Origin of the sequence: Chloracidobacterium sp. N (assembly GCF_018304765.1) — a bacterium.
Lineage (GTDB): Bacteria > Acidobacteriota > Blastocatellia > Chloracidobacteriales > Chloracidobacteriaceae > Chloracidobacterium > Chloracidobacterium aggregatum.
The window spans coordinates 2,513,208-2,528,944 of sequence record NZ_CP072642.1 but is presented as its reverse complement, the minus strand read 5'-3'; the positions used below and the strand labels follow the sequence as shown (position 1 = coordinate 2,528,944).

14 protein-coding genes are annotated in these 15,737 nt (G+C 63.4%); 5 read left to right on the top strand and 9 right to left on the bottom strand.

Annotation, left to right across the window (positions count from 1 at the left end; all coding sequences use genetic code 11):
- The first annotated feature begins 54 nt into the window (after positions 1–54).
- Positions 55–738: an ABC transporter ATP-binding protein gene (locus J8C05_RS10595; RefSeq protein ID WP_211422139.1), complete on the top strand. Its 684-nt coding sequence runs from the start codon at positions 55–57 to the stop codon at positions 736–738.
- Between the two features lie 90 nt (positions 739–828).
- Positions 829–1,380 (top strand): 16S rRNA (guanine(966)-N(2))-methyltransferase RsmD, encoded by a 552-nt coding sequence (gene rsmD, locus J8C05_RS10590; RefSeq protein WP_211422138.1) that lies wholly within the window; start codon positions 829–831, stop codon positions 1,378–1,380.
- Here the strand turns inward: rsmD and J8C05_RS10585 are convergent.
- The 3 genes from J8C05_RS10585 to J8C05_RS10575 form a co-directional block, all read right to left on the bottom strand.
- Entirely contained in the window at positions 1,357–2,640 is a 1,284-nt protein-coding gene (locus J8C05_RS10585; protein ID WP_211422137.1) for a hemolysin family protein, read from the bottom strand. The genes rsmD and J8C05_RS10585 overlap by 24 nt on opposite strands.
- 42 nt (positions 2,641–2,682) lie before the next feature.
- On the bottom strand, positions 2,683–3,213 hold the full coding sequence (ybeY, locus tag J8C05_RS10580; RefSeq protein WP_211422136.1) for an rRNA maturation RNase YbeY: 531 nt from the start codon (positions 3,211–3,213) through the stop codon (positions 2,683–2,685).
- Positions 3,214–3,321: 108 nt separating this feature from the next.
- Positions 3,322–4,275, bottom strand: coding sequence for a CE1 family esterase (locus J8C05_RS10575; protein ID WP_211422135.1), 954 nt, complete (start codon positions 4,273–4,275; stop codon positions 3,322–3,324).
- Between the two features lie 380 nt (positions 4,276–4,655).
- Between J8C05_RS10575 and J8C05_RS10570 the strand changes: the two genes are divergently transcribed.
- From J8C05_RS10570 to gyrA, 3 genes are all read left to right on the top strand, one after another.
- Entirely contained in the window at positions 4,656–5,402 is a 747-nt protein-coding gene (locus tag J8C05_RS10570) for a hypothetical protein (protein ID WP_211422134.1), read from the top strand.
- Positions 5,403–5,678: 276 nt separating this feature from the next.
- Positions 5,679–6,863 carry a pyridoxal phosphate-dependent aminotransferase gene (locus J8C05_RS10565; RefSeq protein WP_211422133.1) on the top strand — a complete coding sequence of 395 codons (1,185 nt, stop codon included), beginning with the start codon at positions 5,679–5,681 and terminating at the stop codon, positions 6,861–6,863.
- A 278-nt stretch (positions 6,864–7,141) separates the two neighbouring features.
- Positions 7,142–9,592 (top strand): DNA gyrase subunit A, encoded by a 2,451-nt coding sequence (gene gyrA / locus J8C05_RS10560; RefSeq protein ID WP_211422132.1) that lies wholly within the window; start codon positions 7,142–7,144, stop codon positions 9,590–9,592.
- Here the strand turns inward: gyrA and J8C05_RS10555 are convergent.
- The 6 genes from J8C05_RS10555 to J8C05_RS10530 form a co-directional block, all read right to left on the bottom strand.
- Positions 9,589–10,488: a Uma2 family endonuclease gene (locus J8C05_RS10555; RefSeq protein WP_211422131.1), complete on the bottom strand. Its 900-nt coding sequence runs from the start codon at positions 10,486–10,488 to the stop codon at positions 9,589–9,591. The two genes, gyrA and J8C05_RS10555, sit on opposite strands and share 4 nt — an antisense overlap.
- Before the next feature lie 34 nt (positions 10,489–10,522).
- Positions 10,523–11,839, bottom strand: coding sequence for a helix-hairpin-helix domain-containing protein (locus J8C05_RS10550; protein ID WP_211422130.1), 1,317 nt, complete (start codon positions 11,837–11,839; stop codon positions 10,523–10,525).
- A 115-nt stretch (positions 11,840–11,954) separates the two neighbouring features.
- Complete coding sequence (pdxS, locus tag J8C05_RS10545) at positions 11,955–12,851, bottom strand: pyridoxal 5'-phosphate synthase lyase subunit PdxS (RefSeq protein ID WP_014100635.1); 897 nt, start codon at positions 12,849–12,851, stop codon at positions 11,955–11,957.
- Between the two features lie 187 nt (positions 12,852–13,038).
- Positions 13,039–13,827: a nickel pincer cofactor biosynthesis protein LarB gene (gene larB / locus J8C05_RS10540; protein ID WP_058867964.1), complete on the bottom strand. Its 789-nt coding sequence runs from the start codon at positions 13,825–13,827 to the stop codon at positions 13,039–13,041.
- Positions 13,824–14,804 (bottom strand): porphobilinogen synthase, encoded by a 981-nt coding sequence (gene hemB / locus J8C05_RS10535; protein WP_211422129.1) that lies wholly within the window; start codon positions 14,802–14,804, stop codon positions 13,824–13,826. The genes larB and hemB overlap by 4 nt, the downstream gene beginning before the upstream one ends.
- 72 nt (positions 14,805–14,876) lie before the next feature.
- Entirely contained in the window at positions 14,877–15,716 is an 840-nt protein-coding gene (locus J8C05_RS10530) for an ABC transporter permease (RefSeq protein ID WP_211422128.1), read from the bottom strand.
- Positions 15,717–15,737 lie beyond the last annotated feature (21 nt).

Below are 15,737 nucleotides of genomic sequence, written 5' to 3'. Positions count from 1 at the left end.
GCGCCTACCCGGTGTCGGGCCCGGCCGGAGTCCAGCCGTCATGTTCTGTCAGCCGTGCTCACCGTCCACCAACTGACCTACCGCTATCCGCCAGCGTCGCCCGGACAGCCGCCGCTCGTGGTTTTTGAAAACCTGTCGTGGGCGGTGGAAGGCAGAGCGGCGGCCGCCATTGTGGGCGCGTCGGGCGTGGGAAAGTCCACGCTGCTGCACGTTCTGGGCGGCCTCGATGCGCCAGCGGCCGGTGAAGTACGCATTGGCGGCACGTCCCTGTGGGAACTGTCGCCAACGGAGCGCGCGCGCTTTCGGAACCGGAGCATTGGCTTCGTCTTTCAGTTCCACCACCTGCTGCCGGAGTTCACGGCCCTGGAAAACGTCGCCCTGCCGATGCGGATGGCCGGCGTCAGATGGGATGAAAGCTGCCGGCGGGCCCGGCGGCTGCTGGAGCGCGTCGGTCTGGAGCAGCGCCAGCATCACCTGCCGGCAGAGCTTTCCGGCGGGGAAAGTCAGCGGGTGGCGCTGGCGCGGGCGCTGGCCAATGCGCCGCCGCTGCTGCTGGCCGACGAGCCAACCGGCAACCTCGATGAGCGGACAGCGGCTGACGTTCTCGGTCTGCTCCATGAACTTCAGCGCGACCAGGGTCTGACGCTGGTGCTTGTCACGCACGACAGCCGGCTGGCCGCCACCTGTCAGCAGGTCTGGCGGTTGGAACGTGGTCAACTGACGCCGGTCGTGGCTTGAAGCCGGTCTCCGGGCGCGGCATGCTTGCCGATGGCCCACGGGCAACGGTTTTGGAACGCCGTCGGTTTGGTCTTGGCGGCCGAGTAGCTTATGCGTGTCATCGCGGGGATTCACAAAGGCAGGCGCCTGCGAAGTGAACCGGGTTTGCGTGTGCGTCCCACGTCTGACCGGTTGCGCGAGACCCTGTTCAACATCCTCGCTCCGCGCATCGGCGACACGACGTTTCTGGATTTGTGCGCCGGTTCGGGCGCGGTAGGCATCGAGGCGCTCAGCCGGGGGGCGGCGCGGGCAACCTTCGTGGAACACTCGCGCCGCGCGCTGGTGGCATTGGTGGAAAACCTGGCGCGGTGCGGCATCGGTGAGGAAGCGGAAGTTGTCCAGCGCGATGCCGTCAGCGCCGTCAAACAGTTCATCCAGGTCGGGCGGCGCTTCGATCTTATCTTCTGTGACCCGCCCTACGCTTCACCGCTGTACGATCCGCTGTTTGAGTTGTTGGGAACCCAGCCGCTTCTGGACGAGGACGGCTGGTTCATCGTCGAGCACCACGCCAAGCATGCCGTGGTGGAAACGATTGGCGACTTGCGCCGCTTCCGCGCCGTCCAGCAGGGTGAATCCACGCTAAGTTTCTTCAGTCGCTGGTGACGTGGGGGCGGCTTTGCGCAGCCGCGCGCGGCGGATGGCGCGCCCGTCGCTTTCAAGGACTTCAACTTCCAGCCCGCGGACGATGAAGTGTTCGCCCGTCGAAGGCACGCGCTCCAGCTCGGAGACAATGAAGCCGTTGACCGTCTGGAAGTCGTCGCCGGACAGCTCGCGCTCCGTGACGAGTTCGATCTTGCGAATTTCGGTATTGCCGCGCACCAGCCACGCGCCATCGGTTTCCTGAAGCACTTCTGCTTCTTCTGACTGTTGGTCTTCGTCTTCGATTTCGCCGACGATTTCTTCGAGGATGTCCTCAATGGTGACGAGTCCGGCCACGTCGCCGTATTCGTCAATGACGAGGGCAATCTGCATGGCGGACTTGCGCATGTCTTCGAGCAGATCGGCGATGCTCTTGCTTTCGGGGACGAAGTAGGCCGGGCGGACGATGTTGCGTACCGGCTCCTGGTCGCGTCCGTTGAGCAGGCAATCGAGGACATCCCGGATGAAGACAAAACCCACGATGTCATCGGAGTCCTGCTCGAAAACCGGCAGCCGCGAGTGCCGTTCGCGCGTCATGGTTTCACTGGCTTCACGGACAGTGGCTGACGCACGAACTGAAATGATTTCCGGGCGCTGCGTCATGATTTCGCGCACGGCTGTGTCGCTGAACTCGATGACTGACTGGATGAGTTCGCCTTCGTCTTCCTCGATGATGCCAGCTTCTTCGCCGACATCAATCAGCGCCTGAATGCTCTCCTCTTCGGTGGGGGGCGTCGAGTCAGGAACCAGGCTGCGCTCCGGCTCGATGCGAAACCACTGGATAAGCTGCCGCATGGGACGGACGAGGGGCTGGACGGCTTGGAAGTACAACCGAAACCAGGGCAGCAGCCGGAGCAGATAGGCTTCGGGCTGATTCTGGACAAGGATGCGCGGCAGGATTTGGCGGGCCGGGATGACCAGAAACAGCGTCGTGACCAGTGCCACGGGCAATGCCCATGGCGAGGAAAAACGATCGGCCAGCAGAACGGCCAGCGCCGTCAGGATGAGCGTTCCCGACTGGAGACCGAGCGACAGACTCAACCAGAAATCCAGCCGGTGGCTGAGCAGATGGCGCAGAAAGGCGCGCTGCGGCGAAGGATCGGGCAACTCGGCAGCCAGTGAGCGGAGGGTGACTTCAGAAATCGAGCCGTGGGCGCTTTCGACGAGAGCCAGGAAAAACAGGCCGCCAATGGTCAGAAGCGCAAAGGCTAGCTCATACTCCATAGAGCGACGTACATTACTCCACCCGGTGCGCCGGTGTGCGGCTCACGGCTGATGAGCCGGCAGCGCGTTTGTGGCGGCAGGCAGGAAGCGCCGCCGAAGCCGACGTTCCAGGCGCGTCATTTGCCCGGTATCGGTCTCATGGTCGTACCCACACAGATGAATGATGCCATGGATGACGAGTCTTTGGATTTCTTCCGCGCATGTCAAGGCATGGCGTTCGGCATAGCGCCGCGCGGTCGGTGTGGAAATGATGACTTCGCCCAAAAGCGGACGTTCGCCATTGAGACCCGTTGCCGGCTGGCTGAAAAACCAGGTTTCACGCTGGGCCGGCCGGTGGGTGTAGGGTGAAGGCAGTTCCAGGTGAACGAAAGACAGGACATCCGTTGGGGCATCCACGCCCCGGTAGGTGTGGTTGAGCCGCCGCATGGCGGTGTCGCCAATGAAAACGAGGTTGACGTCCACGGCAGCCGCGAGACGGGGGCCGAGGACGGCTTCCAGCGTTGCCTGGGCAAGCTGCGCCAGTCCGGCGCGGTCAAGGCGTTCATGGCGTTGGCGGTTGACGACGTGCACCACGGGACGGCCACCTGCCTTGCGGAATGGGTCTGGTGTCCATGCTGCAAATCCGCCGGCCGGAGAACAAGCCGGAAAGCGGGTTGGCGTCCGGCCCGGGTGCCGGCTCTGTCACCGGCGGCGATGGCGGGCAAAGAACTCCCAGATGACTTCAGTGGCCTGAATCTCCATGCACTGGTTGCCGACAAGACGGGGGGCTTTGGGCGTTTGGCCGCCGGGTATCTGGTGTCCGCCGCCCAGCAGGGCGTAGAGCACGACTTCACGGGCCGCGTCCCGGCCGGCCCAATGGCGCACCTCCACCCGGCAGTTGTCATCCGGTATGCGGTCAGGGAGGCGTTCCACGGCTGGCTCTTCCGGCAGTCCGGCGGCCCGGCGCCAGAAATCAGCCGTTTCCCGGGTTGAAAGCACTGTGCCGTAGCCCCGTCCGAGAACCCGTACTTCGCCGCCGTTCCAGGGCATCATCGGGTCATCCGTACCGTTCATAATGAGAACAGGCAGCGGGTGCGGCGGCGTGGTATCGCGCCACCGGGTCGGCAGGTTGGCTATCCCGGCGGCGATGGCGGCCAGCCTGTCGCCCAGCTCGATGCCCAGGCGGTAGGTCATCATGCCGCCGTTGGAAAAGCCGGTGGCATAGATGCGCTGTGGGTCCGCCTGCCCGGTTTTCACGAGGTGGTCAATCAACGCCCGGAAGAAGCCGACATCGTCCACGTCGGTGTTGCCGCGTGCGCGGCGGAAGGTCTTGCCACGTCCGTCATTCCACTGCCCGTCCACGCCGGCCGGATAGACGGTGATGAAGCCTTTCTGTTCGCCAAGCCGGGCAAAACCAAGGCGGCGTTCCAGCTCTTCAGCGCCAGCGCCGCCGCCGCCGTGCAGCACGAAGACGATTGGCGCGGGCGTCGTGGCCAGGCGGCTGGGCCGGTGGAGGTGGTAGGTACGTGTCAGACCGCCGTGTGACAGGGTGTGTCGGGTGAGATTGGGCAGGGCCTGGGACTGCGCCGGGTGGGCGGTGAGGCAGCCGCTCACCAACCCACACAAACTGAGCCACAGGATGAAACGGAAGGTCATAGGGCTTTTCCTCACGGAATAATGGCCCGAAAGCCCGGCGGAGTCTGTCATCAGTCGCCTTTCCTTTGGTCGGCCGGGTGCTCCCGGAACTTCCGGCAGCGTATGCCAACACAGTGCGGTTGGATGCTGTAGAAGGGCACAAAGTCAGTTTTTTTGCATCCTGCTCTGAACATGCTGCCAGACAACGGCTGGCTGGCCGGTGACGGTTTGGGGTGTCCGTCCAAACGGCGCTGCACGATATGGGTTAGTCATTTGGGCAAGACGGTGGAGGAACCCGCCGGTCAACCCGAAAAACGCCTGAAAAACGCCCATGTCCGGGCTGTGGCACGCGGGTTATTCTCCATGGCAGGTGAACATCTTTGATCGTGGAGGACAACGCGATGATGACCACCCTGCGAAGCCGAATCTTCATCTGGAGCGCCGTGTTGTTTGGTGTGTTGTTTCTGGCTGGAACACCGCAACCGGCTGTGGCGCAAAACTGGGACCCGTGGGGCGTCAGTGACCCGCGCTTCAATCGCCGCCCACCTTCGGAGCAGTGGGTACGCGAGCGCGGGCGGGGCATCGGATTTCAGCTTGGTTTTGAACAGGGACGCCAGGACCGCCGCCAGGGATTCCGGCCGAACTTCCGCAATGCAACCTATGAGAATGCCATGCAGGGCTTCCAGCGTGAGTGGCGGCACGATGGCAACTACCGGCGCGGCTTCCGTGATGGCTATCGCGCCGGCTATGAGCAGGGGTACAACGATCTGCGTGGCGCACGCGGACGGGGACGCGGACCACAACCGGCTGTGGCGCAAAACTGGGACCCGTGGGGCGTCAGTGACCCGCGCTTCAATCGCCGCCCACCTTCGGAGCAGTGGGTACGCGAGCGCGGGCGGGACATCGGATTTCAGCTTGGTTTTGAACAGGGACGCCAGGACCGCCGCCAGGGATTCCGGCCGAACTTCCGCAATGCAACCTATGAGAACGCCATGCAGGGCTTCCAGCGTGAGTGGCGGCATGATGGCAACTACCGGCGCGGCTTCCGTGATGGCTATCGCGCCGGCTATGAGCAGGGGTACAACGATCTGCGTGGCGCACCCGGACGGGGACGCGGACCACGGGGACGCGGACGCGGCAATGACTGAGGTCCCGACTGGCGCGGCAATCGTGAGTGGGGTTGGCAGCAGGGACGCGGCAACGGCCGGTTTGATTGATGTCACCGGGCAGGTCTGAAGAGTACGGCGGCGGTGGATGGTTTCCATTCACCGCCGCCCGTTTTTTGCCGGTGGCATCCTCGTCGTGATCAACACGGGGCGTCGGAAATGAAGCCCTGTGCGATGCCCTGACTCGACACCACGTGGGTTTTCGGTCACAATCTGCAGTCTGTGCAGTTGCAAAACAAGGTTGTCTGAGGCTTGGCTATGGTGGTGTTTCGGCGTGCCCTGCGGCTCGATCACATGCAGTCTTCTTCAACCATGGCCGCCACGGCGGCGGCGGCCCGGCTTCGCGCCCAAGGGCATACGGTGATTGACTTGGGGGCCGGAGAACCGGATTTCGACACCCCGGAGAACATCCGCCGGGCAGCCATCCAGGCGCTCGAAACAGGCAAGACGCGCTACACGCCAGCTTCGGGTATTGCCGAACTCAAGCAGGCCATTGTGGACTACATGGCGCGCGAGACGGGAACGACCTATCCCGCCAGCGCCGTCATCGTGTCAGCCGGCGGGAAGCAGACGTTGTTCAATGCCCTGGTGAGTGTGGTCAATCCGGGGGATGAGGTGGTCATTCCGGCGCCCTACTGGGTGACATTTCCCGAAATCGTCGCCTTTTGCGGCGGCGTCAGCGTCTTCATTCCGACGCACGAGCACGATTTCCGGCTGACGGCTGCGATGGTGGAGCGCGTTTTGACGCCACGTACCAAAGTCGTCATCCTCAACTCACCCTCCAATCCGTCGGGGGCGGTCATCGCGCCGGAGGACATTCACCAGATTGCCGAGCTGTGCGCCGCACGGGACCTGTGGCTCATTTCGGATGAGTGTTACTACCGGTTTGTCTATCCGCCGGGGCGTCCGTTTTCGGCGGCAGCGTTGCCGGCGGCGCTGCGGGAGCGGGTGCTGGTGTCCGGCTCGCTGTCGAAGACCTACGCCATGACGGGGTGGCGGATTGGCTATGCTCTGGCGCACCCGGATTGGGTGGCTGAGATGACCAAGGTGCAGAGCCATTCGACCTCAAATCCGACGACCTTTGCCCAGTGGGCCGCCATCGAGGCCCTGCGTGGCAGCCAGGATTCGGTCGCTGCCATGCTGGCGGAATATCGCACGCGGCGGGACTGGATCGTGCCGGCGCTGGCGGCCCTGCCGGGGGTACGGTGCCGGATGCCGGAAGGGGCTTTTTATGCCTTTCCCGACATTTCGGCCGTTCTGGAAAAAACCGGGCTGCGCGATGTGGACTTTGCCCAACGTCTGCTCGAAGAAGCGCATGTCGTTGTCACGGCCGGCTCGGCTTTCGGAGCCGGGGGCTACCTGCGGATTTCCTACGCCAATTCGCTCGACAACCTGCAGCGTGGCGTCGAAAACATCCGCGCCCTCATCGAGCGGCTAGGGTAGTCCCTGCAGTTTGGGTTGTGCCGTGCGGATCAGACGGGCACGGAAAGGCGTATCCCATCAAACTCAAGGAGTACAGGTGTGAGTGATCGTGGGTTGCTTCAGCAGTTTGCCGAGCCAGTTCGCCGAGGTGTGAAGCAAGCCATTGAAGCCAGCGCAGTGGTGACAAGTCGGGCAGTTGGCCTGGCGGCTGCCCCTCTGACAGATGCGCCAGTCTGCCCTGCGTCTGAGCCGATGATGTTTTTCCAGGCTGGTTCAACTTTGTTTTCTGAAGTGGCGTTATGACAGAACAAAAAATCATCCCGGCGAACATCGAAGATGAGATGCGCCGGAGTTACCTCGACTATGCCATGTCGGTCATCGTCAGCCGGGCGTTGCCGGATGTCCGCGATGGCCTCAAACCCGTGCAGCGGCGCGTCATGTGGACGATGCACGAACTGGGCAACACCCACGACAAGCCATACAAGAAAAGTGCGCGCGTGGTGGGGGATGCCATTGGTAAATACCACCCGCACGGCGACCAGCCGGTGTATGACACGATTGTGCGGCTGGCCCAGAGCTTTTCCATGCGCGTGCCGCTCATTGACGGGCAGGGCAACTTTGGCAGCGTGGATGGCGACGCGCCGGCGGCCATGCGTTACACCGAAGTGCGTCTGGCGCCCATCGCCGGGATGCTGCTGGCCGACATCGAAAAGGAAACGGTTGACTTTCGGGAAAACTACGACGGCTCACTGCTGGAGCCGGTGGTTTTGCCGGCCCGTTTTCCGAACGTCCTGGTCAATGGCGCGGCCGGAATTGCCGTCGGGATGTCCACCAGCATCCCGCCGCACAATCTGGCCGAAGTGCTCGATGCCACCATCCATCTCGTCAACCATCCATCCGCCACCGTGGAAGACCTGCTGCCCTTTGTCCAGGGGCCGGATTTCCCGACGGCCGGTTTTATATGTGGGCGCAAGGGCATTCGGGATGCCTACCTGACCGGACGTGGCTCGGTGACGATGCGCGCCCGGGCGGCGATTGATTACGTCGCCGGCAAGGGGGAACGGGAGCGCCAGGCGATTGTCGTGACCGAGTTGCCCTACCAGGTCAACAAGGCCAGTCTGCTCGAAAAGATTGCCGAACTGGTCAGCGAGAAAAAAATCGAGGACATTGCCGACCTGCGGGATGAAAGCGACCGGGAAGGCATGCGCATTGTCATCGAGTTGAAACGTGGCGCGATTGCTCAGGTGGTGCTCAACAACCTGTTCAAGCATACGCCAATGCAGAGCAAGTTCAGCATCATCATGCTGGCCATCGTCAACGGACAGCCGCAGATTCTCGACCTGGCGGAGATACTGCGCCACTTCATCGAGCACCGGCGTGAGGTCGTCCGGCGGCGGACGGCCTTTGAGCTGCGCAAAGCCGAGCAGCGGGCGCACATTCTGGAGGGCTTCAGGAAAGCCCTGGATGTCCTGGATGAGGTCATTGCCCTGATTCGCGGGGCCAAGTCCGGCGCCGAAGCCCGCGAGGGGTTGATGACGCGCTTTGCCCTGACCCAGGTCCAGGCGCAGGCCATCCTCGAATTGCAGCTTCAGCGGTTGACCGGAATGGAGCGCCAGAAGCTGCTGGACGAGTATGAAAATCTCCTCAAACACATGGCCCAACTGCGGGAGATTCTGGAAAAGGAAGCCCGGCTCCGGGCGGTCATCGTGCAGGAACTACAGGAAGTGCGGAAGGCGTACAGCACACCCCGCCGGACCCAGATTGTGGATGAAGGCACGGATTTCACGATTGAAGACCTCATCCCGGATGAAGACGTGGCCATCACCATTACGCGCAGCGGCTACATCAAGCGCACACCGGTTTCGGCCTACCGCACACAAAAACGCGGCGGCATGGGACGGCGGGGAATGACGACCAAAGCCGAGGATGTCGTCGAATCCCTCTACACGGCCTCAACGCACAGCTTTCTGCTCATTTTCACCGCCAAGGGGCAGGTTTATAAAATCAAAGTGCATGAAATTCCCGATGCCGCCACGGCCGGGCGCGGTAGGGCCATCGTCAACCTGATCGAACTGCCGGAAGGGGAACGGGTGGCCGGAACCATCCCGGTGCGTGAATTTGCGGAGGGGCAGTTCATCGTCTTTGTGACCCGCCGGGGGATGATCAAGAAAACCGAACTGTCGGAATACGCCAACATCCGTTCCAACGGTCTCATTGCCATGGGCGTGGCGGAGGATGACGAACTCATTGCCGTCCAGAAGAGCGACGGCAACCAGCACATTCTCATCTCGACCTTTGGCGGTCAGGCGATCTGCTTCAACGAAAGTGACGTGCGCCCGATGGGCCGCCCGGCGCACGGCGTGATTGGCATCCGGCTGGAGGAGAACGATTACGTCACGGGGATGTCCGTCGTCGGGAGAACCGAAGAGATTCTTTCCCTGTCTGAACTGGGCCTCGGCAAGCGGACGCCCATCACGGAGTATCCCGTTCAGCACCGGGGCGGGAAGGGGGTGCTCACGCTGCATGTCACGGAGCGAACCGGCGGTGTGGTCAAGGTGCTTCCTGTCCGGGAGAGCCATGAGCTGATGGTCATCACACAGCAGGGGCAGATTGTCCGGGTGGATGTGGCCCAAATCCGGCAAACCGGACGCCATGCCCAGGGGGTCAAGATCATCACCCTGGCTGAAGACGACCGGGTGGTGGATGCGAGCCTGGTGGAGTCGTCCGGGGAGGAGTCCGGGGCGGACTAAGCCGGCTCGTCAGGGCCGGCGCCCTGGTCCGTTCCCTTCAGACCGGACCGCAGACGCTCTATCTCCGCTGCGAGGGCGGCGGCCCGGGCCTCGGCGGCTTCAGCGCGGGCGCGTTCGGCTTCCGCCTCGTCGCGGGCCTGCCTGGCTTCCATCTGGGCACGTTCGGCTTCGGCCTGCGCACGTTCAGCTTCGGCTTCCGCCGCTTCGGCCCGGGTCGGGATAAGCTGCCCCGTGGAGTCGTAAAGCCGCAGCCACCGGTTCTGCATCCCGTGGTACTGCCCTTCCCATTCACCGAGCCAGGCCCCAAGCTGGTTACTCCACAGCCACCCACGGGCATCGGATTCGATGGCTTCGTACTGCCCGTGGACAAGCCCCCAGCCCTGAAGGGTCGGCGTTTTGCCAAACGTCGGATCGGGGCCGTAGCAGAAATACTCGGCCGTCCGAAGGACCCGCTCGTAGAGCTGTTTTTTCTGACCCAGATCGGCCGCCTGGGTTGAAGGCGAGAGCAACTCGACAATGACATCCGGGAGCCGTCCGCCTTCCTCCCAGGCCACCCACGCCCCACGCATGAAGGAGCCGTCCACATCCTTCACCACGAAGAAGTCCGGCCCCTTGTAGTCCATCGTCTTCACCTGTTGCAGGCTGTAATAGACAAACATATTGCCGCTGGCGAAAAAGTCCGTCCGCCCACGCCAGTGCTGGTGCAGGCAGTCGTCAAGCAGATTGATTTGCAGCCGATGCCAGACGCTTTCCAGGGGAACACCGTCCTCAACCGGGAGTTGAAGGTTGATGATGCTGTTGAATTCCGGCGGCAGCTCCGGCGCGACGGCCGACGCTGCCGGTTCAGGGGTCAGTGCTGCCGGTTCGGGCTGGGGCGAGGCAACCTGGGATGTCATAAGCAAACCTGCGTCCAGAAACGGCGCGCTTCATTCACTGAAGCACAACGGTGCAGCCGGGGAAGCCGGCTTGCAGTTCTTCCACGAGCGCCGGTGAGGGCCGCACGCTGAAGGTGTGGTGCGCGCGAAGGCGGGCTTCCACACCATTCGGCAGAGAGAGCGCGAAGATCAGGGGGCGTTCTCCGCGATGGCGGTCGAGCACCTCACGGAGCTTTTCGAGTTGTGCGGTGTCGAGTGCGTCCGCCGCAAAACGCAGCATGACACTTTTGGCATGCCGCTCCCGCAGCCCTTCCAGCGGTTCGGCTGCTTCGGCCACGATTCTGGTCGCTTTGCCGTCTTCGATTTCCAGCCGGCCGGTGACCAGTACGGCCACCCCATCCGTGACCTGCTCGCCCAGCCGCCTGAAGGTTTCGGGCCAGGCAATGACCTCGATGCTCCCGGTTTCGTCTTCGAGGCTGAAGACGGCAAAGCGGTCGCCTTTCTTCGTGTTTTTCACGGTGAAGTCACTGATGACGCCCCCCATGCTGACCGTATCGCCCGACGGCTGGCCGGCCAGTTGGGCGTAGGACAGGCTTTTGCGCGCCGCCAGGGCTTCACGGAAACCGGCCAGGGGATGGCCGGTCAGGTAGAACCCAAGGGTGGCCTTTTCGCCGGCCAGGCTTTCCTTGGCCGTCCAGTCGGGAACCCTGGGCAGTTCAGTTTCCGGGGGCTGGTCGGAGTCAGCCGCCAGTGTGTCAAACAGGGAGACCTGTCCCGCGACGGCATCGCGGTGCGCCTGTAGTCCATGTTCGAGTGCAGCTTCGATGGCGGCAAACTTCTGGGCGCGCGTCCCCGGCAGGCCGTCCAGTGCGCCGGACTTGACCAGACTTTCCAGCACCCGCCGGTTGAGCGCCTTGGGGTCAAGCCGCTCGGTAAAGTCAAACAGCGAGCGGAACGGGCCGCTTTGCTCACGCGCTTCCAGGATGGCATCCACGGTGGCTTCCCCGATGCCCTTGATGGCCATCAGGCCAAACCGAATCCGGCCCTCGGTCGCCGTAAAACCGTGCTCGCTGATGTTGACATCCGGCGGCAGAATTTCGACGCCCTGCGCCCGCGCCCGCTCGATGTAACGGGCAACCTTGTCGCTGTCGTTCAGCTCGCTGGTTAGCACCGCCGCCCAGAAGTGCGCCGGATAGTGTGCCTTGAGATAGGCCGTGCGGTAGGCGAGCACACCGTAGCAGACCGAGTGGCTGTTGGCCGTCAGAAGGTCGTTGACAAAATAGTTGTGCAGCGGTGCCCGCATGGTCACGTTGTAGGTTGGCGCCGGGCCGACCGGTGTCACACGGGTAATTCTGATTTCACGCAGTGACATCGCAGGCATCCCAAAACAAAAGGACGTTGCCGGGAAGCTTTTACAGCATAGGCAACGTCCGGGATGGATGTCCAATGCCGTCTGCGGTGGTTCGCAGACGGTCAGGAAGGTTTGGCTACCAGCCGCGCGCGGCAAGCACCTGTTCGGCCGGGAGGGTTTCAATTGCCAGCCCGCGCATGGGCTGTCCGTCTTCGATTTCCTCGCAGGCTTCCAGGACCTTGGCCGGGTCCTGATAAAACGTCACGGCTTTGACGATGGCGCGGGCAAAGCGGGCCGGGTCATTGGATTTGAAGACGCCCGAACCAACGAACACAGTTTCAGCGCCCAGTTGCATGCAGAGCGCCGCATCGGCCGGAGTGGCGACGCCGCCGGCGGCAAAGAGCGGTACCGGCAGCTTGCCGTGCTGCGCCACGTAGCGCACGAGTTCATAGGGGGCCTGAAGCCGCTTGGCTTCGGCCATCAGCTCGTCTTCGTCGAGAACGGTCAGCAGGCGGATGTCGCGGCGGATTTCCCGCAGGTGGCGCACCGCCTCGATGATGTTGCCCGTCCCGGCTTCCCCCTTGCTCCGAATCATGGCCGCACCTTCGCCAATGCGGCGCAGCGCCTCACCCAGGTTGGTCGCCCCGCAGACGAACGGGACGCGGAAAGCAAACTTGTTGACGTGGTGATAGGGGTCGGCCGGAGTGAGGACCTCCGACTCGTCAATGAAGTCCACCCCAAGGGCTTCAAGCACCTGGGCCTCGGCGGTATGTCCGATACGTACCTTGGCCATGACGGGAATCGAGACGGCCTCCATAATCTGGCGGATCATGCGCGGGTTGGACATCCGCGCCACCCCGCCATCGCGGCGAATGTCGGCCGGGACGCGCTCCAGCGCCATCACGGCCACGGCGCCGGCTTCTTCAGCAATGCGCGCCTGCTCGACGTTGACGACATCCATGATGACGCCGCCTTTGAGCATTTCCGCCAGACCGGTTTTGAGTCGCATCTCATGCTGCTGGGTATCAGGCATCAGGGTTACTTTCCTCCAAAAACAGACACAGTGAAGACGCAGGCTGGCTGCATCAGGCACGGGGGTGAAGGTTCTGCAAACCGACACGGCCTGCAAACCGTCACGGTAAGCCTTTGGCTTCACCCGGTGCAACAGCCATTTGGAGCGAATTTGCAGCCAATGGGCCGCGGCCCGGAAGGCCTGTCCGTCAGCCGGTGCTTTCCCGGATACCCGGCTGCCGGTTGATGAGCGCCGCAACGTAGCCGGCGCCAAACCCGTTGTCTATGTTGACCACGGTGACATTCGGCGCACAGCTATTGAGCATGCCGAGCAGTGCCGCAAGGCCGCCCAGGGCCGTCCCGTAGCCGACACTGGTCGGAACGGCAATCACCGGGACGGCCACAAGTCCGCCGACAACCGAGGCCAGCGCCGCTTCCATGCCAGCGACACAGACAATGACGCGCGCCTGCCGCAGCGTTTCCAGGTGGCCCAGCAGGCGATGCAGTCCGGCAACGCCGACATCCGCCACCAGCGTCGTTTCGTTGCCCATGACCTCGCAGGTCAGAAGCGCCTCGCGCGCCACCGGCAGGTCGGTCGTGCCGGCGCAGACAACGACAATGCGCCCGATGCCATGGCGGGTCGTATCGCGCCGGATGAACAGCAGGCGGGAGGTCGCATCCCACCGGGCTTCCGGTGCCAGCGCCTGCACGGCCTGGTAAGCCGCTTCCGACGCACGTGTGACGAGCAGGTTGGGGTGATGCGCGTACAGGCGGCCGACAATGGCCGCCACCTGCTCCGGCGTTTTCGAGGCGCCATAGACGACTTCGGGAAAGCCCTGCCGCAGCGCACGCCCGTGGTCAAGGGTGGCAAAGGGCTGACCGTCGTCTCCGACAAGCGGCTCCGCCGGCAGTCCGGCCAGTTGGGCCAGAGCCGCCTCCGGTGTGCAGCTTCCCTGCCGGACGGCCAGCAGCAGTTCCCTGAGCGCCTCGCGGGTCATCCCAACTGTTGTGCGGCTTCCTCGGCAAAGTAGGTGAAAATGACATCGGCCCCGGCCCGGCGAATGGCCAGCAGGATTTCGAGCATGACGCGGTCGCCGTCAATCCAGCCCCGCTCGGCCGCGGCCTTGACCATGGCGTATTCGCCGCTGACCTGGTAGGCCGTGATGGGCACGTCCGAAATTTCCCAGATCGCCCGGATGACATCGAGGTAAGCCAGCGCCGGTTTGACCATCACCATGTCCGCGCCTTCGGCCAGATCGAGCCGCACTTCCCGCAGGGCTTCCCGGACGTTGGCCGGGTCCATCTGGTAGGTCTTCTTGTCGCCAAATTTGGGCGCTGAATCGAGCGCGTCCCGGAACGGGCCGTAGAAGGCCGAGGCGTACTTGGCGGAGTACGCCATGATGCCCACATTGGGAAAACCCTCGACATCGAGGGCTTCCCGAATGGCCCCAACCCGCCCGTCCATCATGTCGGACGGCGCTACGTAATCGGCGCCGGCGCGGGCGTGGAGCACGGCCATCCGGGCCAGCACTTCGACAGTTTCATCATTGAGGATTTCACCCGTTTCCGAAACCAGCCCGTCGTGGCCGTCGCAGGAATAGGGGTCAAGCGCCACATCGGTGAAGATGGTCAGTTCCGGCACCTGCTCCTTGACGGCGCTGACCGCGCGCGGGAAGAGACCGTCCGGGTTGGTGGCTTCCGAGGCGGTTTTGTCCTTTTTGTACGTCGGCAGCGCCGGAAACAGGGCAATGCCGCCAATGCCAAGGTCGGCAAGCTGCTGGCACTTCTCCAGCAGCAGGTCAATCGAAAGCCGTTCACAGCCCGGCATCGAGGGAATGGGCTGGCGTTCGCGGTCGCCGTCAACGACAAACAGCGGCGCGACCAGATGCGCCGGCGTCAGCGAGGTTTCGCGTACCATGCGGCGGATGGCTTCCGTGCGCCGGTTACGCCGTGGCCGTTCAGGAAGTACGAGCATGGGGAAAACTCCACGGGGAAAGATCAAGCCTTTCTTCCACCATACGTCCGACGCGGGAGCACAGCAAATCGGTCACAGGTCGCGCCGGGCAAACCACCACATGGCCAGCGCCAGATTGACGGCAATGCAGCCTATGGCCCAGGTCACCATCAGCGGCGACGGTGTGGAAGCTGCCGAAAAGGGCGTCAGTCCCGCCTGCCGCAGCAGGGCGGGCTGCATGAAGGTTGCTGCGTATTGCCACATCACTTCGGTCGGCACGAGCAGGCTTGAGACAATGCCCAGATTCCGCGCCGTCGCGTTGCCCAGAACCGTGCCAATGCGTTCCATCCAGCCGCCGATGAAGGCAATACCGTACAGCCCGAAGATGACGACGCCGTTGGCCAGTGTCGAAAGCCGTGTGCCGCCGGCAATGGTCATCGTCAGCAGCACCACGGCTCCCAGCCACATCAGGGGAAAGGCCGTGGGGACGCCGGGTGGGACGTACCCGGCCAGCAGCCACGTCGCGCTCAGGACGCCGCCGGCCATGAAGCCGAAGTACAGGGTCAGCAGCACCAGAAAGCCCAGCCACTTGCCGATGACAATCGCCGCACGGTGCAACGGCTTCGTCAGCAGGGTGTGGATGATGCCCGAAGCCATGTCGCCCGACAGCGTGTCCACCGGCAGCGCCACAGCGGTGACAGCAACGAGGAAGTTGACGACGTACAGCCCGGCCAGCGTCAGAAAATTCAACTGCATGCGGGCAATGGCCGGCGGCAGGTCGTCCGCCTGCCGGGCCGTGGCGTGCGCGCCCCACGCGAACAGCCCCAAAAACAGAAGACCCAGAAGAAAGGCCAGCAGAAGCACCTTGCGCTGGCGCGCTTCGTGGAAGGTCAGTGCCGTCAGGGCGATGATGCCACGCAGATCGTCTCTCATGGGTAGGCTCCGCGCCAACGG

Coding starts and splice junctions, on each gene's coding strand:
- rsmD (WP_211422138.1), top strand. CDS start 829: ATGCGTGTCATCGCGGGGATTCACAAAGGCAGGCGCCTGCGAAGTGAA.
- J8C05_RS10585 (WP_211422137.1), bottom strand. CDS start 2,640: ATGGAGTATGAGCTAGCCTTTGCGCTTCTGACCATTGGCGGCCTGTTT.
- J8C05_RS10575 (WP_211422135.1), bottom strand. CDS start 4,275: ATGACCTTCCGTTTCATCCTGTGGCTCAGTTTGTGTGGGTTGGTGAGC.
- J8C05_RS10570 (WP_211422134.1), top strand. CDS start 4,656: ATGATGACCACCCTGCGAAGCCGAATCTTCATCTGGAGCGCCGTGTTG.
- J8C05_RS10565 (WP_211422133.1), top strand. CDS start 5,679: ATGGTGGTGTTTCGGCGTGCCCTGCGGCTCGATCACATGCAGTCTTCT.
- gyrA (WP_211422132.1), top strand. CDS start 7,142: ATGACAGAACAAAAAATCATCCCGGCGAACATCGAAGATGAGATGCGC.
- J8C05_RS10555 (WP_211422131.1), bottom strand. CDS start 10,488: ATGACATCCCAGGTTGCCTCGCCCCAGCCCGAACCGGCAGCACTGACC.
- J8C05_RS10550 (WP_211422130.1), bottom strand. CDS start 11,839: ATGTCACTGCGTGAAATCAGAATTACCCGTGTGACACCGGTCGGCCCG.
- pdxS (WP_014100635.1), bottom strand. CDS start 12,851: ATGCCTGATACCCAGCAGCATGAGATGCGACTCAAAACCGGTCTGGCG.
- larB (WP_058867964.1), bottom strand. CDS start 13,827: ATGACCCGCGAGGCGCTCAGGGAACTGCTGCTGGCCGTCCGGCAGGGA.
- hemB (WP_211422129.1), bottom strand. CDS start 14,804: ATGCTCGTACTTCCTGAACGGCCACGGCGTAACCGGCGCACGGAAGCC.
- J8C05_RS10530 (WP_211422128.1), bottom strand. CDS start 15,716: ATGAGAGACGATCTGCGTGGCATCATCGCCCTGACGGCACTGACCTTC.